This is a genomic window from Streptomyces scopuliridis RB72 (assembly GCF_000718095.1).
In the GTDB taxonomy this organism is placed as follows: Bacteria; Actinomycetota; Actinomycetes; order Streptomycetales; family Streptomycetaceae; genus Streptomyces; species Streptomyces scopuliridis.
This window is the reverse complement of record NZ_JOEI01000006.1, coordinates 1-23,807: the sequence shown is the minus strand read 5'-3', so window position 1 is coordinate 23,807 and position 23,807 is coordinate 1. Positions and strand designations below refer to the sequence as shown.

The 23,807-nt window shown below is 72.3% G+C and carries 19 protein-coding genes; 11 read left to right on the top strand and 8 right to left on the bottom strand.

The window, feature by feature from the left end:
* The first annotated feature begins 44 nt into the window (after positions 1-44).
* Genes IF11_RS0108170 through IF11_RS0108155 form a run of 4 tightly spaced genes read left to right on the top strand, consistent with a single transcriptional unit; the run spans position 45 to position 2,866 of the window.
* Positions 45-551, top strand: a complete 507-nt coding sequence (locus IF11_RS0108170; RefSeq protein ID WP_133243329.1) for a hypothetical protein — start codon at positions 45-47, stop codon at positions 549-551.
* On the top strand, positions 544-1,806 hold the full coding sequence (locus IF11_RS0108165; protein ID WP_030350792.1) for an MAB_1171c family putative transporter: 1,263 nt from the start codon (positions 544-546) through the stop codon (positions 1,804-1,806). The genes IF11_RS0108170 and IF11_RS0108165 overlap by 8 nt, the downstream gene beginning before the upstream one ends.
* The gene (locus IF11_RS0108160; RefSeq protein ID WP_051745685.1) at positions 1,803-2,552 is read left to right on the top strand and encodes an oxygenase MpaB family protein; all 750 of its coding nucleotides are present in this window, start codon (positions 1,803-1,805) and stop codon (positions 2,550-2,552) included. Before IF11_RS0108165 ends, IF11_RS0108160 begins: the two co-directional genes overlap by 4 nt.
* The gene (locus tag IF11_RS0108155; RefSeq protein ID WP_030350790.1) at positions 2,549-2,866 is read left to right on the top strand and encodes a hypothetical protein; all 318 of its coding nucleotides are present in this window, start codon (positions 2,549-2,551) and stop codon (positions 2,864-2,866) included. The genes IF11_RS0108160 and IF11_RS0108155 overlap by 4 nt, the downstream gene beginning before the upstream one ends.
* 22 nt (positions 2,867-2,888) lie before the next feature.
* Here IF11_RS0108155 and IF11_RS0108150 read toward each other — a convergent pair whose 3' ends face one another.
* The 3 genes from IF11_RS0108150 to IF11_RS0108140 form a co-directional block, all read right to left on the bottom strand.
* Positions 2,889-4,025 (bottom strand): serine hydrolase domain-containing protein, encoded by a 1,137-nt coding sequence (locus IF11_RS0108150; protein ID WP_051745683.1) that lies wholly within the window; start codon positions 4,023-4,025, stop codon positions 2,889-2,891.
* A 366-nt stretch (positions 4,026-4,391) separates the two neighbouring features.
* Positions 4,392-5,036, bottom strand: coding sequence for a response regulator (locus IF11_RS0108145; protein WP_030350788.1), 645 nt, complete (start codon positions 5,034-5,036; stop codon positions 4,392-4,394).
* 5 nt (positions 5,037-5,041) lie between these two features.
* Positions 5,042-6,256 (bottom strand): sensor histidine kinase, encoded by a 1,215-nt coding sequence (locus tag IF11_RS0108140; protein ID WP_051745681.1) that lies wholly within the window; start codon positions 6,254-6,256, stop codon positions 5,042-5,044.
* A gap of 206 nt (positions 6,257-6,462) precedes the next feature.
* Here IF11_RS0108140 and IF11_RS0108135 point away from each other — a divergent pair, with 206 nt between their 5' ends.
* Together IF11_RS0108135 and IF11_RS36480 are read left to right on the top strand one after the other, a co-directional pair.
* Positions 6,463-7,239 (top strand): ABC transporter ATP-binding protein, encoded by a 777-nt coding sequence (locus IF11_RS0108135; RefSeq protein ID WP_211266750.1) that lies wholly within the window; start codon positions 6,463-6,465, stop codon positions 7,237-7,239.
* 8 nt (positions 7,240-7,247) lie between these two features.
* On the top strand, positions 7,248-10,070 hold the full coding sequence (locus tag IF11_RS36480) for an FtsX-like permease family protein (protein ID WP_051745679.1): 2,823 nt from the start codon (positions 7,248-7,250) through the stop codon (positions 10,068-10,070).
* 29 nt (positions 10,071-10,099) lie between these two features.
* Here the strand turns inward: IF11_RS36480 and IF11_RS40770 are convergent, their stop codons facing one another.
* The 4 genes from IF11_RS40770 to IF11_RS0108110 form a co-directional block, all read right to left on the bottom strand.
* On the bottom strand, positions 10,100-11,005 hold the full coding sequence (locus IF11_RS40770; RefSeq protein WP_425315186.1) for an SCO2400 family protein: 906 nt from the start codon (positions 11,003-11,005) through the stop codon (positions 10,100-10,102).
* A 307-nt stretch (positions 11,006-11,312) separates the two neighbouring features.
* A complete protein-coding gene (locus IF11_RS0108120) occupies positions 11,313-11,729 on the bottom strand; it encodes an SHOCT domain-containing protein (protein WP_037727327.1) in 417 nt (138 codons plus the stop codon).
* 190 nt (positions 11,730-11,919) lie between these two features.
* Positions 11,920-12,117, bottom strand: a complete 198-nt coding sequence (locus tag IF11_RS0108115) for a hypothetical protein (protein ID WP_030350782.1) — start codon at positions 12,115-12,117, stop codon at positions 11,920-11,922.
* Between the two features lie 108 nt (positions 12,118-12,225).
* Complete coding sequence (locus IF11_RS0108110) at positions 12,226-15,006, bottom strand: winged helix-turn-helix domain-containing protein (RefSeq protein WP_078490546.1); 2,781 nt, start codon at positions 15,004-15,006, stop codon at positions 12,226-12,228.
* A gap of 209 nt (positions 15,007-15,215) precedes the next feature.
* Here IF11_RS0108110 and IF11_RS0108105 point away from each other — a divergent pair, with 209 nt between their 5' ends.
* From IF11_RS0108105 to IF11_RS0108085, 5 genes are all read left to right on the top strand, one after another.
* Positions 15,216-16,553, top strand: a complete 1,338-nt coding sequence (locus tag IF11_RS0108105) for a diacylglycerol/lipid kinase family protein (protein WP_240627942.1) — start codon at positions 15,216-15,218, stop codon at positions 16,551-16,553.
* Between the two features lie 634 nt (positions 16,554-17,187).
* Positions 17,188-18,774, top strand: a complete 1,587-nt coding sequence (locus IF11_RS0108100) for a hypothetical protein (protein ID WP_030350779.1) — start codon at positions 17,188-17,190, stop codon at positions 18,772-18,774.
* A gap of 215 nt (positions 18,775-18,989) precedes the next feature.
* Positions 18,990-20,312, top strand: a complete 1,323-nt coding sequence (locus tag IF11_RS0108095; protein ID WP_030350778.1) for an AAA family ATPase — start codon at positions 18,990-18,992, stop codon at positions 20,310-20,312.
* 131 nt (positions 20,313-20,443) lie between these two features.
* On the top strand, positions 20,444-21,649 hold the full coding sequence (locus tag IF11_RS0108090) for a DUF2201 family putative metallopeptidase (protein WP_030350777.1): 1,206 nt from the start codon (positions 20,444-20,446) through the stop codon (positions 21,647-21,649).
* 703 nt (positions 21,650-22,352) lie between these two features.
* The gene (locus IF11_RS0108085) at positions 22,353-22,952 is read left to right on the top strand and encodes a hypothetical protein (RefSeq protein ID WP_030350776.1); all 600 of its coding nucleotides are present in this window, start codon (positions 22,353-22,355) and stop codon (positions 22,950-22,952) included.
* 227 nt (positions 22,953-23,179) lie between these two features.
* Here the strand turns inward: IF11_RS0108085 and IF11_RS0108080 are convergent, their stop codons facing one another.
* Positions 23,180-23,470, bottom strand: coding sequence for a hypothetical protein (locus IF11_RS0108080; protein ID WP_116641066.1), 291 nt, complete (start codon positions 23,468-23,470; stop codon positions 23,180-23,182).
* Positions 23,471-23,807: the final 337 nt, after the last annotated feature.

Below are 23,807 nucleotides of genomic sequence, written 5' to 3'. Positions count from 1 at the left end.
CGCCGTTGGGACACTGGCGACTGGCTGATGCTGATGGGGAGATCGTGCGAGATCTTGGACGTACCCGCCGCCGGATGCGGGCCATGGTCAGAGAGCTGGATCTGCCGCAGCTGAGCACGGTCGAAGAGCTGTGCGCCGCGGTCGCCGACCGGTCGGGGCGTCCCGTACGGCTCGTTCCGCGCCGGATGCGGGTGGAAGAGCCGTCGGGGTTCGTGGAACGCCGCGCGGAATCCGACGTGATCTACTTCGAGCAGGAGACCTCGGACCTGCACCAGGCCCACATCATCTGCCATGAACTCGCGCATCTCCTCTGCGGGCATCTGGCCGAGGCCCCGGCGGCCGACGAGGACACGGCCCATGTGGAACTGCCCACGATCGACGCCGACATGATCCGGCTGGTCCTCGGACGCTCGCACTACGATGGTGCCGCGGAAGAGGAAGCGGAGATCCTGGGGGCCGAGTTGACGCGCATTCTTGTGCTGGCGCCCGGAGCCGGGACGACGTCCCAGCTGGCGCCCGCGCTGGAGCATCGCAAGGGACAGCATGTCTGAGGGCGGCGCGTCCGGCATATCCGAGGCGCCGTTCAACGCGGTCTACCTCGGCATCGGCACGCTCGCCTGGGTCGTCGCCGTACTGAAGCTCCGGGCGTGGCGGCGGGATCCGTCCCACGGTCTGCTCGTCGTCGCCGTGACGATCGCGGCCCCGGCGACCGCGTTCGTGGTGGCGTCCCCGGTGCTGTACCGGCTGATCGACCGCCTCACGGGCCGCGGCAACCTGGCGACTCTGCTCGTCTATCTGGGCATTACGGGGTTCTCCGCCGCGGCCGTCGTGCTGGCGCGGATGTGGACCCCGCCGAAGGAACGCACCAATTCACGGGTGTGGGACGCGGCGACCGGCGCCACCTGGCGCCAGGCGCGACGGCGGCTCGCGGTGTTCGCGGTGCTGGTCCCGGTGATGATCGCGCTGTTCTTCACGGGGGGAGCGGACAGCCCGGAGACACCCCTCACGTTCGACACCACCTTCGCGACGATTCCGCAGATCGCCGTCTTCCTCGTCATCTACCAGGCGCTGTTCGGCTTCGCGCTGCTCGACATCAGCAGGGTGTGCTCCGGGCACGCCTCCGGGCTGCCGTACGGATGGCTGCGCCGAGGCATCCGGCTGATCGCCGTCGGCGGGCTCGTGGCCTGCGGCTATGTCGCGTGCAAGCTCATCGCGATCGGTGCGGCCTTCGCGGAGGTCGACGGGGTGGAGTGGCTGAGCACCGCCGTGGGCCCCGCGTTCGCCGCGCTCGGAGCCGTACTCATCACCGCGGGTTTCGCCGGACCGGCCGTCGCCGCCTGGACGCGCAGGCGCCGCGACTACCAGGCCCTGCGCCCGCTGTGGGACCTGGTCTACCGCGCGGACCGCCGGCTGGCCCTGGAAGCGCCGCCGTCGGCCTGGACCGAACGGCTGGCGTTCCGGGACCTGGAGTGGCGTACCGCCAGGCGCGGACTGGAGATACGTGACGGGCAGTTGACGCTGCGGCCGTGGGTCGATCCGGCGGTGGTCACCGCGGCCACCGCCGTCGCCGAGCGGGCCCGCCTCGACGACGGCGACCGGGCGGCGCTGATCGTCGCCGCCGCGCTGCGCTTCGCCGGCGAGGCGCTGAACGCCGGGACGCCGCCGCGCCCGCGCGAGGACCAGGCCCCACTGCCCGGCCTGGACGCGGAACCGGGGGAGGAGCGCGCGCACTTGGTACGGGTCGCCCGCTATCTGTACGCGCCCCTGACCGGCGAGGCGCTGGCCGTCGCCACCGCGGCCGGATGACCGCCGGAACGCGCGGCGCGTACCGCGCCTACGCGCGGCTCGTCCTGGAGACGATGCCGGAGGAGTCCCGGGTCGGACTCACCCTCGGCTTCGTCCGTACCTTCGGCATCCCGGACATCGCCCACGTACTGGCCGCCGGCGGCCGGATGACCAACGAGCCGCGCGGCCGGGCCAAGGCGACCGGGGTCGCCATGTTCACCCTGATCGGAGAGGGCCTGGACAGCGCGGAGGGCAGGCGGGTCGTCGACAGCCTGCGCCGGATCCACGACCGGCCCGGCATCACGCCCGAGCTGATGCACTACGTACTGGCCTGCTTCACCGTCTGCCCCCTGCGGTTCATCGACGCCCACGGCCACCGGCACGTCACCGAAGCGGAACGGGACGCGGCGTACGCCTTCCACATGGCCCTCTCGGACGCCCTCGGCCTGCCCGAACCCCCGGTCACGAGCGGCGACTTGGCAGGCGGCTCGGCCCATGACCTGGCGGCTGTGGAGGGCTGGATGCGCGACTACGAGACGCGCCACTTCGCCCCCACGGAGGCGGGCCGCGCGCTCTGGGCCGCCACCAGCAAGGGCCTGCTGGCGGCCCGGCTCCCGGCCCCCCTGGCCCCCCTCGCCCCGGCCGTCGCGGCCTCGCTCCTGGACCAGCCGCTCCGCGCGGCCCTGACCGTACGCCGCCCACCCGCCCCGATCCGCGCCCTGGTCACGTACGCGCTCCGAGCCCGCGCCCGACGCCGCGCCACATGACGCCACCACCGCCACCATCGACAACCGACGACCAGGGCTGTCTGCGGCAGGTCCTAGCCGTCCCGCTCGTGATCCTGCAGCTGCTCGCCGCCTGGTGCTGCTACACGGCGCTGACCATCCGCCCGTCGGGCCCCTGGGACGACGACGCACGCGCCGGAATCGCGCTGTCGTGCGCCCTCACCCTCGCGACGAGCGCCCTGGCCCTGCTGATCACGGTCGTACCCTCGGTGCGGCGCACGATGGGACCGTGGTGGCTCGTGCCGCCCTTGGTCCTCGGCGTGGCCGCGGCGGTGCGCTGGGTCCTCGGGGGCTGACGGACGCTGCGGAGTGTGGGACTCAGCGGCACAGCGCCGTGTCCACCGCCTTCTCCACCTCCATCACCCCGGCCAGATCGCTGGGCAGGACGGTGACCGCGACATTGACGGCGCGGCCGGACTCCGTGACGCCGCCGCGCGTTTCGTAGCCGGGGATGTCGCCGCCGTGGCCCCAGGCGACGCCGCCGCAGGACAGCGGCTTGCTCATCAGGCCGAGTCCGTAGCGGGAGCCGGGGACGGGGTCCTCGGCCGGGACGGTGGTGCGCATTTCCTTGAGCTGGGCCGGCTTGAGCAGGCGGCCGTCGAGCAGCGCGGTGAAGAAGCGGTTGACATCGCTGTTGGTGGAGACCATGGCCCCGGCCGCCCAGCCCCAGGAGGGGTCCTGCACCGTGACGTCGCGCAGCGGGGTGCCGGGCTTCTCGGTGAAGTAGCCCTTGGGGTGCTTCTCGTGGATCGTCATGTCGCCCGCCTGCGGGAAGTACGTGTGCCGGAGCCCGATCCGGTCGATGACCCGCTTGGTGATCTCCTCGGCGAGGGGGCGGCCGGTGATCTTCTGGACGAGGAGGCCGGCGACGACGTAATTGGTGTTGCTGTACTCCCACTTGGTGCCCGGCGGGAAGGACGCCTTGCCTTCGAGGGCGAGGTCGAGCAGCTCGCGCGGTTCGGCGTAGCGGTGCTGGAACTCCGCGAAGTTCCCGGCCACGGCCTGGGTGTACTCGGGCAGTCCGCTCGTGTGCTGGAGCAGCTGCCGTACGGTGATCCGGCGGCCGTCGACGCCCTCGCCGCGGATGAGGTTCGGGAGGTAGGTCTCGATCGGCGCGTCGAGGTCGATCTTTCCCTCGCCGACGAGTTGCAGCACCACGACGGCGGTGAAGGTCTTGGTGTTGCTGCCGATACGCACCTGCCCGTCGGCCGGGACCCGGGCGCCGGTCGCCAGGTCGCCGACCCCGGCGGCGTACGTACCCGTACGGCCGTCCCGCTCCCGCGTACTGATGAGCGCGGCGGGACGCTTGCCGTCGCTCACGAGCCCGTCGGCTATCTTCTGCATGCCCTTCCGCGCGGCCGCCTGCGTGTCCTTCTGCGTGCCCGCCGCGCTGGTCCGTGTGCTCTCGTCGGCGTAGGCCGCGCTGTACGCCGTCGGCAGACCCAGCCCGGCCACCAGCGTGAGGGCGATCAGGGTGGCAGCCCGCCGCCGAGGACGACTCCGGCGGGTGGAAGCACCAGAAGCGGAAGCACCAGAAGCGGAAGCATCAGAAGCGGAAGCACCAGAAGTGGAAGCCGGGGCAGGGGTGTTGTGGGACATGCGGGAACTCCTTGAGGACGGACGGGAGGGGCCGTACGAGCTGTACGGACCGGAGGTGTGTGCTCCGGCATGTCCTCAGCTTGTCCGTGTCCGGCATGCCGCGGGAATGCGGCCTGCGCCCGTAAGGGGGGTGGAGCAAGGTCCACCCCCCAAGGGGTGCGATCCCCAGGCCGCGGCCTCTCCCGGCGCGGCCATCGCGTCTTCGCCATCACACCGTCGCTGTCACGCCTTCAGATACGCCAGCACCGCCAGCACCCGCCGGTGCCTCCCATCCGTCGTCGGCAGCCCCAACTTGCTGAAGATATTGCCGATGTGCTTGTGCACCGCGCCGTCGGAGACGACCAGCAGCCCGGCGATCGTCGCGTTCGAGTGCCCCTCGGCCATCAGCGCCAGCACCTCGCGCTCGCGCGGGGTCAGGCTGAGCAGCGGGTCGTCGGAGCGGCGGCGTACCAGCAGCTGCGCGACGACCTCCGGGTCCATCGCCGTACCGCCCCCGGCCACCCGTTCCAGCGCTTCGAGGAAGTCGGCGACCTTCCCCACCCGCTCCTTGAGCAGATAGCCCACGCCGCCGGCGCCGTCGGCCAGCAGTTCGGTGGCGTAGCTGTCCTCGACATGCGCGGACAGGACGAGCACCGCGAGGCCCGGCTGCCGGCGGCGCGCCTCGACGGCGGCGCGCAGCCCCTCGTCACGGAAGGTCGGCGGCATCCGTACGTCCACGACCGCGACGTCAGGGCGGTCGGCGGCGATGGCGGCCAGCAGATCGGTGGGGTTGTCGACGGCGGAGGTGACCTCCATGCCCTCGGCACGCAGCAGGTGCGTGAGCCCCGCCCGCAGCAGGGCGTCGTCCTCGGCGATCACGATGCGCACAGGCGTCAGACTCCTAGGGGGATGGCGGCCCGCAGGACCGTGGGTCCGCCGAGCGGGCTGTGGAGCAGGGTCGTACCGTCGAAGGCGGCGACCCGGCGTTCGATACCGAGCAGTCCGGTGCCGAGCGTCTCGTCGGCCCCGCCCTGGCCGTCGTCGGTGACCTCGACGGTGAGCAGGCCGTCGTCGGCGTGCAGGACCACGGTGATCTGCCGCGCCCCGCTGTGCTTGACGGCGTTGGTGAGCGCCTCGGCCACCACGAAGTAGGCCGCGGCCTCCACGGCGGCGGGCGCGCGGGGCAGGTCCCGCGCCTCGTACGTGGCGGGGATCGCGCAGTGCGACACCAGCGCGCTCACCGCGCCCGGCAGACCGCGGTCGATCAGCACCGGCGGATAGATACTGCGCACCACCTCACGCAGTTCGCTGAGCGCGTCGGTGGCCGCGTTCTGGGCGGTGAGCACCATCGGCAGGGCCGACTCCGGGTCGCGGTGCAGCGCGCGCTCCACCATCCCGAGGTGCATCACGACCGCGACGAGACGGTTCTGCGTGCCGTCGTGGAGGTTGCGTTCGATCCGGCGCAGCTCGGTGCCGTGCGCTTCGAGCGCGGCGGCCCGGGTGGCCGTGACCTCGGCGAGGCGCTCGGCGAGCGAGATCCTGCGCGGCGCGAGCCGTACGGCGCTGATGCGCGCGTACCACCGGGCGAGGGTCGGTATGAGGAGCGCCCCCACCGTGCCGTACGCGGCGGCGGTGGCCAGCGCGAGGGTCGCGTCGCCCCAGGACTCCACCGGGTGGTTCAGCGTCGTCGTGACCTCGGGCAGATACGGCCAGAGCGCGGCGATCACCACGTTCTGGACGACGCCCGCCGGCGCGCTGACCGCCACCAGTCCCGCCAGCGTGCCCAGCGTGGCCTGGAGGGTCAGCCAGCTCACGTCACGGCGCATGTCGGGGCTCGTCAGTACGGCGCCGATGTCGTCGCCGTCGAGCGGCTGGGGCGGGGCGATCGGCGTGCCGAGGAACTCGCCGGTACGGCGGCGTTCGAAGGCCGCCAGGCGGCGCGCGGCCCGTGCGGTGCGGGGCAGCAGCGGAAGCGTGACGACCGGCGCCACGCTCAGGATCAGCCCGGCCAGCACGAACCACGACACGAGGCCGGTGCCGGCACCGACCGCGAGGAACTTCAACTCGCGCAGCCGTGGCCGGGGTTGCCCCGCGGTGGGGTGGGTCACGTCGGGCTGCCCCCTGGTGCGTGGTGGAGTTGGCTCCACCCTCGATCCTGGCATGTACGGGATCGTTCACGCCAACGGCTCCGGCCTACCGTCACGATAACGATTTCCTGGTGGAGGGGCGGATCATGACGGCAGGGCCGGTACGGATATCGGGGCGGGTGGCGCCGGGCGGCGAGACGTCCGGCGGTACAGCGTCCGGGGGTGGGATGCCCGGCGGTACGGCGTCCGGGGGTGGGATGCCCGGCGGTACGGCGTCCGGCTTCGCCGTGCGACTGGAGGCCGCCACGGCGGTCTACGGGGAGGGCGCCGCCGCCGTCACCGCCCTGCACGGGGTGACGGCCGGGATCACGCGTGGCGCGTTCACCGCCGTGATGGGTCCGTCGGGCTCGGGCAAGAGCACGTTCCTGCACCTGGCGGCGGGCCTCGAACGGCCCGCGTCGGGCCGGGTGCTGCTCGGGGACACCGACCTGAGCGGGCTGAAGGAGACGGCCCTCACCGAACTCCGCCGCGAGCGGATCGGCTTCGTCTTCCAGGCGTACAACCTGATCCCGGCGCTCGACGTCAGCGACAACATCACCCTGCCGCTGCGCTTCGCGGGCCGGTCGGTCGATCCGGCATGGCTGACGGAGATCGCGGGCGCGGTCGGGCTCGGCGAACTGCTCGGGCGACGGCCGAGCGAGCTCTCCGGCGGCCAGCAGCAGCGGGTGGCGATCGCCCGCGCGCTGGTGACGCGGCCCGATGTCGTCTTCGCCGACGAACCGACGGGCGCGCTCGACACCGGCACGGGCGCGCAGGTGCTGCGGCTGCTGCGGGGGCTGGTCGACTCGCTCGGGCAGACGGTCGTGATGGTCACCCACGATCCGGTCGCGGCGTCCTACGCGCACACCGTGATGTTCCTCGCCGACGGCAGGATCGTCGGCGAACTCGACGCGCCGACGGCGGAGTCGGTGGCGGCGCGGATGACGCATCTGGGGGAGCGATGAGGGGCGCGGTGAGCGACCGGCGCATGGGGGCCGGCAAGTCTGACGGTGGCGCCCGGCCCGGCGGTGGCGCCCGGCCCGCCGGTCCCGGCCGATCCATCGGCGGAGTCCGGTACGTCGCCCGGAAGTCGATCCTGGCCCGCCGCGCCCAGTTCATCGCGTCGTTCCTCGCGGTGCTCGGCGGCGCCGTACTCGTCACGGCCTGCGGGGTGCTGCTGGAATCCGGGCTGTTCGCCGGGATCGCGCCGCAGCGGTACGCGGCGGCCCCGGTCGTCGTCGGCGCCGGGCAGTCGGTCACCGTACCGCTGCCCGAGGGGCCGGACCCCGTCGAGTCGCTGCCCGAGCGGGCGATGCTGCCCGCGGAGCTGGTCGCGACGGTGGCCGCGGTTCCCGGCGTACGTACGGCGGTTGGCGAAGTCAGCTTCCCGGCGACGCTGGTGACGGGCGAAGGCAGGACGCTGGGCGGCCCGGACGGCGGCGAGATGCTGGGCCACGGCTGGGGTACGGCGAAGCTGACGCCGTTCGCGCTGCGCGAGGGCGCGGAACCGCGGCGTCCCGACGAGATCGTGCTGGACGCGGCGACCGCCGCGCGGGCGGGGACCGGTGTCGGCGAGCAGGTACGGATCGCGACGGCGGACGGCGCCACGCCGTACCGGGTCGTCGGCCTGGCGACACCGCCGGAGGGTGACGGACTGCCTCGGCAGTCGGCCCTGTTCTTCACCGACGCGCGGGCGCGCGAGCTGTCCGGCCACCCCGCGTCGGTCGCGGCCATCGCCGTCTTCGCCGACCCCGGCGTACCGACGGGCGGCGACAGCGGTCTGCTCGGGATGGTGCGCTCGCTGTCGCAGGACCGGGACACGCTCGTCGAACGCGTGGAGCGGGCCCTCGCCGCGAAGGGATACGGCGACAACGGGAACGGCGGGCAGGGGTACGGCGACAGCGGGAACGGCGGGCAGGGGTACGGCGGCAGCGGGAACGGTGACCGTGCGGACGGCCAACGCGTCGTGGTGCGGGCCGGTGTCGAGCGCGGCGAGGTCGAGTTTCTCAGCGCGGCGCAGTCGCGCTCGGTCCTGACGCTGGTGTCGGGGTCGTTCACCGGCTTCGTTCTGATGATCGTCGTCCTCGTCGTGGCCGGCACGCTGTCGCTGATGGTGCACCAGCGGCGCCGGGAGATCGCATTGCTGCGCGCGGTGGCCGCCACCCCGCGCCAGGTGCACCGGATGCTCGCCACCGAAGTACTGCTGGTGTCGGGGGTCGCGACGCCGGCCGGTATAGGGCCCGGCTATCTCGCCGCGCAGGCGCTGCGCGACGGCTTCGCCCGTATCGGTGTGATCGAGGACGGCTTCGCTCTGTCGATCGGCCCGGCGCCCGCGATCGCCACGCTGGTGCTGTGCCTCGGCGCGGCGCGGATCGCCGTATGGGTGGCGGCCCGGCGCCAGGTGCGGGTGCGGCCGGTGGAGGCGCTGCGCGAGTCCGCGGTGGAACGTCCCGACATCGGGCGCGGGCGCGTCATCGGCGGGTACGTGCTGCTGGGCCTGGCGCTCGTCGCCGTCGCGGCCGTCGTGGTCGTACCGCAGAGTCTGGCCGCGGTGCCCGCCCAGTTCTCCTCGATGCTGGCCCTGATCGGTATCGCGCTGCTCGGCCCACGGCTGATGGCCGCGCTTTCCCGCCTCGCCGGCGCGAGCCTGCTGCGGCGTTCCCGGGTGGCGGGCTACCTCGCGGCGGCCAACAGCGTGGCCGGTTCCCGGCGGCTGGCGGCGGCCGTCACCCCGCTCGTGCTGACCATCGGCTTCGCGACCAGCCAGTTCTACAGCCAGACCACGCTGTCCACGGCGACGCAGTACCAGGCCCGCGCGGCGACGGTCGCGGACTTCGTGCTGGCCGGCGCCGGGGGCGGCGTCGCCCCGGACATCGCGGCGGCCGCACGCCACGTGCCGGGCGTTTCCGCGACGACCCCGCTGGTCGCCACCGAAGTGGTCGCGGTCGACCGCGAGGCCACCGAGGAACCACTGTCACGGTCCACCGCCTACGGCATCGACGCCACGGGCTTGACGGGCACGCTCGACCTGCCCGTCGCATCGGGCAGCCTGCGCGAACTGCGCGGCGACACCGTCGCGTTGAGTGAGACCGAAGCGCTCTGGCTCGGCAAGAAGGTCGGCGACCGCGTCGACCTCGTACTGGGCGACGGAACCCCCACGAAGCCCCGGGTGATCGCCCTGTACCGGCCCAACCTCGGCTTCGGCGACGTACTCCTCCCGTCCGACGCCGTACTGCCCCACACGACGGACCGGCTCGCCGACGTCGTACTCGTCGCGACCGCCCCCGACGCGGACCGCGACGCCGTGGCCACAGGCCTGAGCGCACTGGCGAAGGAACACCCGGGCCTCGCCGTCGGCGACCGCGAGTCCCTGCTCGTGGCCCAGGACACCGAGATGGAGGCCAACGCCTGGCTGAACCGCCTCCTGCTCGCCGTCGTACTGGCCTACGTCGCCCTCTCGGTCGCCACCACCCTCGTCACCATCACCACGGGCCGCGCCCGCGAACTGGCCCTCCTCCGCCTGGTGGGCGGCACCCGCCGCCAGGTAACCCGCATGCTGGCCCTCGAAACGTCACTGGTGGCGGGCATAGCGGTCCTGATCGGCACGGCCGTAGCCGCCGTCCCCCTGACGATCCTCTCCCTGCGCCTCATCGACACACCCCTGCCGTCGGGCCCACCCTGGGTCTTCGCGGCCATCGTCGCCGCGACGGTCCTGACGGGCGTGCTCTCGATCCGCATCCCGGCGACGAGGGTGCTGCGCGCACGGCCTCTGGAGGCGATGCGGTCGCGGGAGTAAGGGGGCTGAGGGCGGGCGCGCCCCCAGTCTCAGTTGCCGGCCGATCCTCCAATGCACAGGACAAGCACGCAGAGCCGGTCCGGCTTTGTCGTAGTCGGCGGGGGGCTCGGGGGCGGCGTGTCTGCTGTGGAGTCGTCGGCGGGCGGGGGCGGTGGCGGCGGGGGAGGCGGCGGCGTCGTCTCCGGGGCCGGCGGATTGGCGGTGGGCGCCTCGTCGGCCGTCACGGTGGCAGTGGTGGTGCGAGGCTGCGCGCTCGTCGTCGCCGTGGGACGGGCGGCGATGGTGGTCTGCCGCGGGTTCTTCGTAGAGGTCCTGGCCACCAGGGTGGTGGCCTTCCGCGGCGGGCTCGTGATCGCGGACGAGCGAGCGCTGCTGCCGGATCCCTGCGAATCTTCCGTGCGCGGCCGTACGGAGGACGAGTCGGTTTCGGTGGCGTCCGTCCCGGTTGTGGCCGTGGCCTTCGGCTCCGGTGTCGCGGATGCCTGCGTGTCGTGGCCGGTCGAAGGCCGGGACGGCAGTACGGCGAGGGTCAGACCGCCCCCGACGAGCGCGACGGTCGACGCGACCACGGCCCGGCGTCGCTGCTTCTTCCAGCGCGCCATCTGACGGCGCCGGGCGGCGCGGCCCTCCGGCACAGGGGCGGCGGTGTACTCGGAATCGCTGAACGGCCCGGCGTCCGACACGTCCGCCATCGCGCCCTCGGGGGCGTGGTGAGCGTCGGAAGCGGTCGGCTCGGGACCGGCGTGAGGAGCGTCGTAGTACTCCGCCGAGGCCGAGAACTCCCGCGCCTGCCACGCCTCCGCCGCCGTCACGGTTGTGGGTGCCGCGTCACCCTGGTGATGACCAGGAGGGGCGATGTCCGGGGCGTACGCGCCACACCCGGGGCACACCAGGGCCCCGTTGAGGGTCCGACGGCACGAGGAGCAGTAGTCCATCCGCGATCTTTCTGTGCTGACTGCGCCACCAGGAATTCCGGCGACCGGTTCAAGTTCGCACTCATGATCGAGCGGGAAACAACGTAACGGCCTCTGCGGGAGGCTATGCGTATTCTGTGTGTTGCTCTCGCGAAGATTGTTGGCCGGCGGCCCCGTCCGTACGCGGTCGCGGGCCGCGGATCCGCCGGACGGACGGGGATCAATGCCGCGGGCCGGCATCGCCGTACGACCCGCCTGTGAGGACTGTGAGGAGAGGACCGACCGGCTGTGCCGACGTGGCTGTCGCCGCAGTCAGGCCGTCAGGCCGTCAGTGCAGGATCTTCTCCTTGGCCCGGCGGAACTCCTCGTCGGTGATGTCGCCCTTGGCGCGGATCTCCGAGAGTTTCGCGAGTTCCTCGACCTCGCTGGTTCCTCCCGTACCCCTGGCGGTCTCACGCACGTAGGTGTCGAACGCCTTCTGCTGGGCCCGGACATGCTCCGTCTCGCGCCTGCCCATGCCCTTACCGCGAGCGAGGACGTACACGAGGACGCCGACGAGGGGAAGGACGATCACGAGGACGAGCCACCCGGCCTTGGCCCAGCCGCTCATGGTGTCGTCGCGGAAGATGTCGACGATGACGCGGAAGAGCACGACGAACCACAGGACCCAGAGGAAGATCCACAACATGGTCCAGAACGCGCCCAGAACCGGATAGTCGTACGCCAGGTACATGGAACCGTCCATTGCCTTCTCCCAATCCCAATCCAGGCCCCCGCGCCAAGCCATCCCCCCGATCCATCCCCCCCGATCTACTCGCGCTACTCGCGCGATCTACTCGCGGTTCGAGCGTGCGTGATCCGGGGGCTGGACGCTTCACCCGGTACGGGTGAGATTCCGGCCTTGTGGAGCTTGCCGGTCTGCTGGACAGGCGGTGTCAGTCCGCGAGGCGGCGCATCTCCTCGACGCGCAGGCCCAGATCCCGGAAGCGGTTCAGCAGCCCGTACAGATGCGCCTCGTCCGTCACCTCACCGATGAACAGCGTCTGCCGGGGAGCCAGCACCCTGTCCAGCTCCGGGAACCCCTCGGCAAGGACCGCCGAGACATGGCCGGTGACACGGAACTCGTACCGCATGCGCCCCACCGCTTCTCCCGCGTCGGGAAAACCGTCCTCCGCATGCTCCCCGTCGGGCGGCGGGACCACATCACCCACGGGAGGTGACCGCACGGCAGGGCCGGCACCTCACAGAAGGCGGAGCTCACGGCCGCGCTCGACCGCTTCCCGGCGGCGGGAGACGCACAGCTTGCGGTAGAGGCCCCGCAGATGCGTCTTGACGGTGTTGACGGACAGGTGCAGGGCGGCGGCGATCTCGTCGGTGGACATCATCTGCTCCAGGTGCGCGAGCACCTCCCGTTCACGTCCGCTCAGCGGTTCGATCAGGATCGGGTTGTCCTGGCGGTCCGGTGGCCGCGCGGTGAGCCAGGCATGTACGCCGAGGGGGCCGTCCGGACGGTGGAGCAGATGCCGTAGCCAGGGTCCGGCTTCGGTGAAAGGCTGTCGCAGCTGTTCGGGGCGTGCCGCGTCCAGAGCCTGGGCGAGCAGGGCGCGCGTGACCGCGGGGTCGCCGTCCGGCATCGTGGCATGGGTCCGCAGCAGCAGGATCCGTACGCGATCGGGCAGGGGCGGCCCCGATGAGCCGTCGATCGGTGCGACGAGGCGCAGAGCGGCCTCGGTGTGCCCGGCGGAGAGGTGGGCGAGCGCGAGGGCGACGGTCCGGGACGGGCCTCCGGATGCGGCCCCGTCCAGGACGGAGATCGCCGTCGCGTGGTCTCCGCGGGCCAGGGCGACGGCGGAGCGCGCGACGGCCCGGCGTTCGGCGGGCCATGGCAGGGGGGTCGGGCCGAGTGCGTCCAGGGGCCCGAGGGCCGCCGACCGCCGGCCCCGCGCCAGCTCCACCCGGGACCACAGGACCGCTGTCTCGGTCATCAGCATCGGGTCGTCGCGGGTGTCGGGGAGCGCCTCGGCGGGATCGAGGTGGTGAATCGCGGCGCGGACATCGCCGCGTTCGAACGCCACGATGGCCAGCGCCAGGTGACCGGCCCCCGAACGGCGGGGCTCGGGTATGCGGTGCTGGTCGGCGACGCCGAGGGAGCACCGGGCGTGGTCCGCCGCGACGGTCAGCGCACCGTCGATGGCCTCGGCCAGGGCGAGCTGCCCCAAGCACTGGTGCCGCACGAGGGGCGTCACCTCGGCCGCGCGGGCCCGCACGGCTTCCGCGAACGCGGTACGGGCGTCGTCGAGGCGCCCGGACTTCAGCAGGGCGCAGGCCAGCCCGTGGTGTCGCAGCGCCTCGATTTCGGGGTGTTCCTTGATCCGGAACGGTGGCAGCCGCCCCATCAGTTCCCCGACGTGCTGTGCCGCCTCCTCGGCCGCCGCCGCGCCGTCCGCCCCCGTGTGCCGCTGCTCGTACGACCCGGACAGCAGCCGCAGCAGGGCGTGGGTGAGCCGCGCCTCGGGCGTGGGCCGTGCTCCCCTGCGGTACAGGTGGTGCTCGGCCCGCGCGAGGTGCGCGCGGCAGCCCGCGGAGTCGTGCCGGGACAGGTCGCGGGCCCCCGCGATCAGGGCGGGTTCGGCCCCCGGGACGTCCGGCGGCATGCGGGAGAAGAGCCGATCGAGCCCCTCGGCCCCGGGGTCGGCCAGCAGACGTCCGACCATCAGGTGCTGGACGGCCACGGTGGCGCCGTACCGCCAGTCCCCGCCCGCGGCCGCGTGGGCCAGGGCGTCGGTGATCTGGCCGGCATCGGTGAACCAGCGTGCGGCCCGGCGGTGCAGCTTCGGTTCCAGGCCGGGCCGCCGGCTGCGCAGGTGTGCGTGGAGTACCTCGGCGAACAGCGTGTGGAAGCGACACCACCGTGTGTCGGCGATGGGTTCGACGAAGGCGTTGGCACGTGTCAGCCGCGTCAGGATCAGCTCGGCGTCCTCGCGCCCGGTCAGCGCGTTGGCGAGATCGGGGTGCACCCGGTCCAGGATGCTGACACGGAGCAGCAGTTCCCGGGTCGCGGCGGGCTGGGCGTCGAGGATCTCGGCGAGCAGGTAGTCGGCCACCGCGTGCTCGGAGGCGCTGAACGACCGGACGAAGCCGTCCGCGTCGCCCGACTCCCGCATGGCCAGGGCGCACAGCCGCAGTCCGGCGGCCCAGCCCTCGGTGCGGCCGGTGAGGGCGCCCACGGTCTCCGCGCCCGGCACCAGGCCGTGCCCGCGCAGCAGTACGGCCGCCTCGTGCGGGGTGAACGCCAGGTCGCCGCCCCTGATCTCGTACACCCGGTCCTCGGTACGGTAGCGATGGAGCGGCAGCGGGGGATCCACCCGGCTGGTCAGGACCAGGCGCAACCGCGGCCCGGCGTGGTCCAGGACGAATTCCAGGCCCGATGCCACCTCCCGGTCGGGCACCTTGTCCAGGCCGTCGAGCACGAGGACCACCGGCTCGGGCAGCCGTTCCAGGGCGGAGCAGAGGCGGACCAGCAGCGAGTGATCGACGCTGCCGGCGGAGACGGGCGTGCCGATGTCGCCGGTGAGCCCGATGGGTCCGCGCTGGAACCCGGCAAGCCCGCGGCGGAACGCGTCCACGACGTAGGTCCAGAAGACACCGGGGGTGTCGCCGGAGTCCAGGGTCACCCACACCACCGGTCCCGGGGCCTTACCCCACCGCGTCCAGGAGGAGACGAGGGTCGTCTTCCCGGCCCCTGCCGGGCCCGTGACGAGGGTGAGCGGCCCGCTCGTACCGTCGGTGAGCCGGTCCAGAAGCCGTTTTCGGCGGACGAAGCCGCGGGCGACGGCCGGGACCGAGAACTTCGCCGCGAGCAGCGGGTCCCCGGACGGATCCAGCGGTGCCCCGGCTGCGCCGAACGACGGGACGACGGTGTTCTCGCCGCCCTCGTTCTCGCCGCCCTCTGCGGCCGTGGCACGGGCTGGAAGAATGCGTACCACCCCCAGGTGGCGATGGATGGCTCGTGGCCGGCACATCGACTCCGGTCCTGTCACCACGTGAACCGAGCCATGCCGGGCCATGCCGGGCGGTGCCGGGGAACCGGCATTCCCATGGTCATGCGCTCGGCCGTTGATCGCCACGCGACGGCCCGGGGACGGGTCACCCGTGCCGGGTGATGCGCTTCGCGGACCGCGCCTGTGCAATGACGGACGGGAGCTGTCTGATCGGCGGGAGGCTTGATCGCGTGGACAGGCGTTGGGCCGCACGCCTCGCGCTGGCGGCGGGAACGGCGGCGCTGCTGGTCCTCCTGGTGTTCGCCGGGCTTCGGAGCGTCGCGCTGGTGGGCGTGGGGCTGGCAGGGCTGGCCGTCACGGCGGCCGGCGTGTGGTGGGTGCTCGCGCGCGCGGGTGTGGCCAGGGCGCTCGCTCTCATACTGGCGATCGGCGCGCCGGTCGCCGTCGTGGTGTTCTACGCGGTCGCCGGAGTGCTGTGGGTGGTGCTCGTCTCGCTCGCCCTGTGGACGCTGGCTGTCTCCGCCGGCAGAACAGCACTGGCGGACCCAGGCCCGGTGCGCACGCCGGAACGCCGGGTCCCTCCTCCGGGACGCCCGTTCATCATCATGAACCCGCGCTCGGGCGACGGGAAGGTCGCAAGGTTCCACTTGGTGGACAGGGCGAGGGCTCTCGGCGCCGAGGTCGTCGTACTGGACCCCGCGCATCCGCAGGACGTGGCCGAGCTGGCGAGGCGGGCCGTGGACGACGGCGCCGACCTGCTCGGCGTCGCGGGCGGCGACGGTACGCAGGCCCTGGTCGCGGGCGTCGCGGTGGAGTTCGGCGTTCCGTTCGTCGTCATCTGCGCCGGGACCCGCAACCATTTCGCCATGGACCTCGGCCTCGACCGCGAGGACCCCTCGACGTGCCTCCAGGCGCTCACCGACGGCGTCGAGCGCCGCGTCGACCTCGGCTTCATGGCCGTGGGGGCGTCCCCGGCGGAAGGCCGGGAGCGCGTCTTCGTCAACAACGCCTCCTTCGGCGCGTACGCGACCGTGGTGCAGAGCCCGGCCTATCGCGGCGACAAGGCCCGTACGACCCTCCAGATGCTGCCGGACTTGCTCACCCACCACAGCGGCCCGCGCCTGGAAGTGCACGCTGATTCCGTCGTCATCGACGGACCCCAAGCCGTCCTGGTGAGCAACAACCCTTACCGGATGGGAGATCCCGCGGGCCTGGGATACCGGGATCGGCTGGATTCCGGCGTCCTGGGGGTGCTCGGTGTCAAGGTCGACAACGCGGTCCAGGCGGCCTCGATGCTTCGCGGCCGGCGTGGACCCGGGCTGACCTCGGCCACCGCCCGGGAGGTCGTCATCGACGCCGACGCACCCTCCATCCCTGCCGGTGTCGACGGCGAGGCCCTCACCGTGCCTGTCCCCGTACGCTGCCGGATCGAACCGGGCGCGCTGCGCGTACGGCTGCCCAGTCGCCGCCCGGGCGTGCCGCGCGCGGCACCGCCGATGAATTGGCGCAGGGTGCGCAGGCAGGCCCTGACGGTGGGACGGGCCGCGGCGGGGCGTGCCCCGGGCTGACCGGCGCCGGCACGCCCGGCTCGTTTCCGCGGTGGGCAGGCGGCGGTGGAGTTCCGCACGGCTCACGCGACGACCCGGCTGCCGACTCGCCCTCTGAGCTGCGGAGCGGGACTGAGGGTGTTGGTTCTGCGTGCTGTCAAGGGCGCTTCGTGCCCGGGTAACTCGTATGGAACGTCGGAGGCCATGTGATGTCCGGGACCGATGCCGCCGGTCCGTACGTGATACGGCGTGACGCGCTCAAGGCGGTGGACGCGGTCTTCGCGTCGACTCCCGGGCCGGATCGTCCCGTGAGCGGGTGCGCTCACCAACGCGACGGGCGGCCTGGAGTGGTGGCTGGAGCACATCGGTGCGCTCCGCGGGGCTGTGCGAGGGCGACGTATCCACATCCGGCAGTGGCACTGGGTGCTCGGGCGCGGCGGCTGGTCGTTCCCTCCATGCCGGGTCCGCGCGGTCCGTAACGGGCGGCGACGGCGGTACTCGCCGCGCGACTCCGGGCGTTGCGGCGTGCGTCGAGGAAGGGCCGATGGGCGGTCGAGGGGGCCTGACAGATCCTCATCGTGGTGCTTATGATGCCGGGGATGATGAACTACTCCTCGTACGGATCGGGGGAATCGTTCGCGCAAGGTGAGTGCTGATGGCACATCACTTCGCGAACCCGATTCCGGCACACCTGTTGATGTGGCAGCGCGTGCGTGAGTACGCCGTGCCACCGTCCATGATCGAGACCGCGACCGCACGGCGTGCGGTCGGTGACTGGGCGGGGGCCTGTGCCGCCGCCCGGGTCGACGTCGACCTAGATCTGCGCGCCGTGCGTCACCGCCACGGCACCGATCTCCTCACCCACCTCCGTGCAGATCTGCGTCGGCTGGCGCCGGATCTGCTCCGCTGGCACATGCCCCGGATCGCCCCCGACGGGCGGCTCCGGCCGGGCCTCACCATCTCCCTGGCGCGTTACCGGAGTTCCGGCGCCACGCCGCTGCGGCTGGTGGTGCGGACACCGCCGGCCTGGGCGGACGCCGGACAGCGGATATCCCTGGCCCTGTGGGAGGAGTCCGGGGACGGCGCCCCCATGCACCAGCCGCATCCGCACCCGCATCCCGACCGGCGTTTCCGGCTCGACCTGCACCGGCATCTCTGGGATTCCGAGCGGAGCGGCGAACTGGCGCGGCGGTGCGGTGCGGGCGTGGCACTGTCCATGGCGCCGCCCGACCGGCCCCACACGCCCGACCGGCTCCACACGCCCGACCGGCTCCACACGCCCGACCGGCTCCACACGCCCGCTCGGCCAGACGTTCCGGACCTGCCGGCTCGGCCCGCCGTCCACGATTACTCGTGGGCGTCGGCGAGTTGGGCCGCCGAGGCGGAGTTGCTGTTGCGGGCCGAGGGTCGCCCTCGCGGGGCCTTTACCGTGCGGCTCGGTGCGCGGAGCCGCGCCGTGCTCGAACTCGTCGCACCCGACGACAGCCATGCCCCGACGTTCCGGCCGCTGCGTGAGGCGCTGCCGCCGCAGGAGGCCGCGGCGCTTCCGGTGCTGCCGGAGGCGGCGGCCCGGGTCCTTCCGGACCTGGAGTTGCTGCGGGCCGGGCTGGTCGCGACCGATCGGCTGCATCCGCTCGTCGCCACAGTATTGGCGGCGTCCGGGTCGGTGGCGGCGTCCGGGTCGGCGGCGGCGTCCGGGTCGGAACCGGCGGCCGGCCCCGCCCCCCGGCCCGGCGATCCGCACCGGGTTGAGTGCCGGGGCGAGGTCCACCTGATCGCGCTGCGGGACGGGGCGCTGAAGGCGATCGATCACGACCCGGCTCAACTGCGCCGGGAGGAACTGCTGGTTGCGCTCGGCGGCCCTGCGCTGCCCTGCCTGCGGGCCATCGACGAGGTGCACCGTAACCCGGAGGCACTGCCCGCGGTCCGGGAGCGACTGGGCCACGGTGACGTCGCCGGGGCGCTGGCCGTGGTCGAGGGGCTGCTCGGTCCCGGTGCGGTCCTGCGCGACGGGCCGCTCCGGGAGGAACTGGAGTCGGCCGCGGCGCGCCGCGTCGACCACGGGCTCTTCCGCTCGGGGCTGGTCGCCGTGCACCCCGGCGCCGGCGCGGTAGGGGGCGGAAACGCCTCGGGCGTGAGGCACGCGGAGGCGGGCCACCGTCCCCGGCTCGACCGCCGTACGCCTCCCGCGATGCGCAGCAAGCGGAGCAGCCGGGCCCGGCCCCGCACCGGCCTGGCCTGACCTGCCGACTTGCCGACCTGCCAACCTGCTGACCTGGCGACCTGCCAACCTGGCGACCTGCCGACCTGCTGACCTGCTGACCTGCTGACCGGGCGACCGCCTGACCGGCTGCCCTCACCTAAGTCCCGTGCCGGCACTGCGCATTCCGCGCCGCACGCCCCCTCGACATCCGGGACGGCCCGTTCCGTCCCCTTATCCCACCCAAGGTGATGCCCATGACCTCCAGCACTCTCCTGCCCACCCCGGTCCCGGCCGTCGGCCTGCCCGCACCCACCCCCGCCGGCGCATCCGGATCCGACCCCCAACTCGCCGTCGCCGACAACCTCCTGGCCCTCCTGCGGACGACCACCACCGAGCCGCGCCCCGACGAGCAACTCGAAGCGCTCACCCTGGCCGTCGCGGCCGACTTGCCCGTGCTGCTCTGGGGCGAGCCGGGCATCGGCAAGACCGCGGCCCTGACGCAGCTCGCCACATCCCTCGACCTGCCGCTGACGACCGTGATCGCCAGCGTCCACGAGCCGACCGACTTCTCCGGGCTGCCCATCGTCGGCGACGACCCGGCGGTGCAGGGGGTGCCGATGGCGCCGCCGCAGTGGGCCGTGGAACTCGTGCGGGCCGGGCGGGGGCTGCTCTTCCTGGACGAACTCTCCACCGCCACCCCCGCCGTCCAGGCCGCGCTGCTCCGGGTCGTCCTGGAGCGGAGGGTCGGTGCGCTGCAACTGCCGCCGGAGGTGCGGATCGTGGCCGCGGCCAATCCGAGCGCGTCGGCGGCGGACGGGTGGGAGCTGAGCCCGCCGCTGGCCAACCGGTTCGTACATCTGTACTGGGTGCACAACCGGGAGGTAGTGGTGCGCGGGCTGGGCGGGGTCTGGCCTCGGGCGGAGGTGCCCCGGCTGGTTCCGGAGCGGTTGCCGGAGGCGGTGGCTTTCGCCCGGCGCGCGGTCTGCGGATTCCTGGAAGCCCGGCCGACGCTGATCCACCGGCTGCCGAGCACGGAGACGCGTCGTGGCGGTGCCTGGCCCTCGCCCCGGAGCTGGGAGGCCGCGTTGGCCCTGCTGGCCTTCGGTACGGCGGCCTCCGTATCCCGGGAGGTGCTGGCACTGCTGGTGCGGGGCACGGTGGGGGACGGGCCGGGGCTCGAACTCCTCGCCCATCTGGACCGGATGGACCTGCCCGACCCGGAGTCGCTGCTGGCCGATCCGGGCTCCGCCGAGCTGCCGGTACGGGGCGATCTGCGTCAGGCCGCGCTGGAGGCGGTGGTGGCCGCCGTCGGGGCGCGGCCGGAGCGGGCGCGGCCGGAGCGGGCGCGGTGGGAGGCAGGCTGGGCGGTGCTGGTCCGGGCGCTGGAGACCGGCGCCCCGGACCTGCTGGTCGCCCCGGCGACGGCGCTCGCCGCGTTGCGGCGCGACGACTGGGAGGTACCGGATGCGGTGGAGCGGCTGGTCGGGGTGATCGGTCTCGCCAGGCGTGCGGACCGGTCGGTGGGGCGGGCCGCGGCGGCGGCCGACGCCGGGCGTGCGACGGGGGCGTGCCGATGACAGGGGCCGCGAAGCACCCGCTGCCGCGCCCGATGGCCCGGCCCGCGCCGCCTCGCCCGGTACGGGCCACCGTTCCGTCGCCGCCGGCCGGCTCCGGCGCACCGTACGGCCCGCCCGGACTCCCGCTGGACATGGAGAAGCTGCTGGCCGCCCGATTGCACGCGGTGAAGGTCCGTCCCTACCTGGCAAGCGCGCTCTTCGCGCTGCACGTGGTGGAGGACCGGTCGGTGCCGACGATGGCGGTGGACGCACACTGGCGCTGCTACGTCTCCCCCGGCTTCGTGGCGTGTACCCCGGTGGAGGAGCTGGCGGGTGTCTGGGTGCACGAGGTCTCCCATCTGCTCCGGGACCACCACGGGCGAGGCGAACGGTATGCGCGGGAGCACGAGGAACACGGGCGGGGCGAACGGCTGCGGCGGAACATCGCCGCCGACTTCGAGATCAATGACGACATCTACGGTGACGGTCTGCCCCTGCCTGCCGGGGCGGTGCTCCCGTCGCTGCTGCGGCTGGCTGACGGGCTGCTGATGGAGGAGTACCTGCGGACGGCGTCGATGTCAGGGCTCACCGGTGATCTGGCCTGGCTGGACTGCGGTGGTGGTGCCGACGGACAGGACCGGCCATGGGAGCTGGGGCCCGACGGGGCACACGGGCTCAGCAAGCAGCAGCGGGACGCGGTCCGCTTCCGGGTCGCCGAGGGGATCAAGGGCCGGCCGGGCGACGCTCCGGAGGGATGGCGCCGGTGGGCGGACGAGGCGTTCCATCCGGCGCAGCCGTGGCGACAGTTGCTGGGGGCGGCGGTCCGCTCCGCGGCGGGTGCGCCGGGGGTGGGAGAAAACCACAGCTACCGGCGTCCGTCCCGGCGCTCGGCCAGTGTCCCCGGCGTGCTGCTGCCGAGCCTGCGCCGTACGCCGCCCCGGGTCTGCGTCGTGATCGACACCTCCGGGTCGGTGAGCGACGCCGAGCTGGGCAGCGCGCTGCTGGAGGTGGCGGCGATCTCGCGGGCGGTGGGCGGGCGGCGTGACCTGGTCTCGGTGATCTCCTGCGACGCGGCGGCCGGGGTCGCCGTCCCGCTCTGCCGCGCCGAGAACATCGAACTGGTCGGCGGCGGGGGAACGGATCTGCGCTCCGGTTTCGCCCGGGCGCTCCGCTCCCGGCCCCGCCCGGACGTGATCGTCGCCCTGACGGACGGTCAGACGCCTTGGCCCTCCGCGCAGCCGCCCTGCCGTACCGTCGTCGGTCTCTTCCCCCGTCCTGCCCGCGCTGTGCCGGAAGAGAACCCCGACTACGTCCCGGACACCCCGCCGCCCTGGGCGCGTGTCGTCACTATCGGCTGAGAAGGCCGCAGTGGCGCGGTACTGCCACCCGGGCTGTCGACGCCCCTGATCGATCGTGATTCATCCGCCCTGTTGGCAGCAGGGTCATTGGCTCTCGTCTGTGCCGGCTGCCCCGCCACGTTCAGTCATGTGTATGCGTTACGACCGCTGACGCCGGAAATAGTGTCACCGTTGAACGCTGAGACCGAGCTGTCTGACATGGCTGGGGAAATCGGTGTGATCGGCTGTCCGCGGCCGTGTCGCGATTCGAGATGACCGTTTCATTCAGTCGTGCGAGGTGACGCGTCTGGCTGCGCCCAGGCCGGGTCGGAGTTTCGAGCGGATGGGAACGGATGGGAACGTATGGGAACGGATGGGAGCGCAAGCACAGCCCAATGCCGAGCATCAAGGCGCCTCTTGTTTGCTTGTCGCTATTCGGCCAAGTCCGCTCGCATTCCATTTGACGACTGACTTCGTTGCCGAAAACACCATCGAAGCGGATAGGTCACCTCTTGGGCCTCACCGCATTTCTCTACGGGTGCCGCGTTTCGCCTGGCGATGCGAGAAGATTCGTCATTAGTCCGCTGTTCTACCGGAAGAAATTACTCGGAGGTATGACCAGTACTATCGTGGGCGCGAAGACATGCGTAACGGGAACTGGCCGGTCGTTTTCGTGGTAGAGTCTTAATGAATTCACAGGACGCCACGAAAAAAGGGGAATGGCGTGAATACCGAGAAGGTTACGGCTCGACGTCTTACGGCCGGGGAGGTTTCAGAGTTGGGCCCCCAGGACGACATCTTCGTCTCGGCGGCGACGGATGGCCTTCCTCTCGACTGCTACGCACCGGCTTTCCTTACAGGGCCGGGTAAGAATTTTGAGGGAGGGTCCTTCATCGCGAGGACGGTCTTCGATGAGGAAATTCATGTTCTCCCGGACAATGCCGAAGAGGGCGGGATCTGGGTTGCCGACAAGGCGGGGGAGGAAATCGAGGTTCTCCAGAGTGCCGGCGTCCTCCTGAACCTCGCCCTCTTCGTGCCCAACGGGAACAAGGAATCTCTGGATTCGCTCTACTCCGCCGCGCGGGACGCGTTCGGCGTGGGGATCGTTCAGCGCTGGAGCGAGGAAGCCGTCGCGGTGCCGGACGTCAAGGTCGACCTGTACGAGGAGCCGACCCGGGGGCGGAAGAACACGAGCAGCCAGAACCGCGACCGCCGCGCCTTGGACATCTATCCGACCCGAGTGCGGTTCCTGGAGCCCAGCGATGGCTGGAAGTTCATTGTCGAACCGCACAAGGAAATCGTCGATGACACACCGACGATCTGACCTGATGGCAGCCTAGAGGCCACGCCGGCGGCACGAAACCCCCTCTCGGTGGCGAATTCAAGGGGGCGTAGCAACCTGCTGGTCAAATGGCTTTAGTCAGCAGCTCAGCCAAAACGCTCGGCCGGGGTCTCCCGGCCGAGCGTTTTGCGTGGGCGGGCGTTGGGTTCTGCACCGACCTCCACGGCTGCCGGTCCGTCCCGGCGCCGGGGTACACCCGTCGGTCGAGATCACCAGCAGTGCGGGCGGACGAACCATTGCCGGCCCACGCACTCCACCGGTTGCACCGGCATCTCAGCGGGCTTCGCCTGTTTTATCCGCTCCGGAGTCCAGAACTCAAGGACCTCCTCGGGGCTCGCTGTCTCGCGGTGCGTGACCACGCCGTCGGAGCCCCCCGCGTTCAGGACCGTGGCGGACACGGCCGCGCCGGAGAGTGCGATCAACCCGACGGACGCCGCGAGCACGCTCCACGCGCGGGACGGCAGCGTGGCACGGCGTTTGCCACGGCGGGCAGCACTCATCGGGTTTCCCTGCGCTGTAGATCGGCGGCCTCAGCCTCGTGGCCCCAAGTATGCATTCGCTACATTCGGCTCTCCAACAGTCCTTTCGTGGGAGATAGTTGGTGATTCCGCGTCCCTCGGCAGCACGGCCCACATTCGTGTCCCGCCGCCGAGCTCCCTTGTGCCCCCGAAGCTCAGTTACCGCAGCAGGTCCGCAAGGACGCACGCCAACGCGCGCAGCGCTTGCAAGCGGCCCGGCCGGCCACATCACGCACTACGCCTACGACATCCGCGGCCATCTCGCCTCGGTCGTCGACGCGCTGGGCGCGGTGACTACGGTGCGGTGCGATCCGGCGGG

Bases quoted from the DNA above. Each gene is read 5' to 3' on its own strand.
- IF11_RS0108165 (WP_030350792.1), top strand. From the start codon at position 544: ATGTCTGAGGGCGGCGCGTCCGGCATATCCGAGGCGCCGTTCAACGCG.
- IF11_RS0108160 (WP_051745685.1), top strand. From the start codon at position 1,803: ATGACCGCCGGAACGCGCGGCGCGTACCGCGCCTACGCGCGGCTCGTC.
- IF11_RS0108155 (WP_030350790.1), top strand. From the start codon at position 2,549: ATGACGCCACCACCGCCACCATCGACAACCGACGACCAGGGCTGTCTG.
- IF11_RS0108135 (WP_211266750.1), top strand. From the start codon at position 6,463: ATGCCCGGCGGTACGGCGTCCGGGGGTGGGATGCCCGGCGGTACGGCG.
- IF11_RS40770 (WP_425315186.1), bottom strand. From the start codon at position 11,005: ATGGACTACTGCTCCTCGTGCCGTCGGACCCTCAACGGGGCCCTGGTG.
- IF11_RS0108120 (WP_037727327.1), bottom strand. From the start codon at position 11,729: ATGGACGGTTCCATGTACCTGGCGTACGACTATCCGGTTCTGGGCGCG.
- IF11_RS0108115 (WP_030350782.1), bottom strand. From the start codon at position 12,117: ATGCGGTACGAGTTCCGTGTCACCGGCCATGTCTCGGCGGTCCTTGCC.
- IF11_RS0108110 (WP_078490546.1), bottom strand. From the start codon at position 15,006: ATGTGCCGGCCACGAGCCATCCATCGCCACCTGGGGGTGGTACGCATT.
- IF11_RS0108100 (WP_030350779.1), top strand. From the start codon at position 17,188: ATGGCACATCACTTCGCGAACCCGATTCCGGCACACCTGTTGATGTGG.
- IF11_RS0108095 (WP_030350778.1), top strand. From the start codon at position 18,990: ATGACCTCCAGCACTCTCCTGCCCACCCCGGTCCCGGCCGTCGGCCTG.
- IF11_RS0108090 (WP_030350777.1), top strand. From the start codon at position 20,444: ATGGAGAAGCTGCTGGCCGCCCGATTGCACGCGGTGAAGGTCCGTCCC.
- IF11_RS0108080 (WP_116641066.1), bottom strand. From the start codon at position 23,470: ATGAGTGCTGCCCGCCGTGGCAAACGCCGTGCCACGCTGCCGTCCCGC.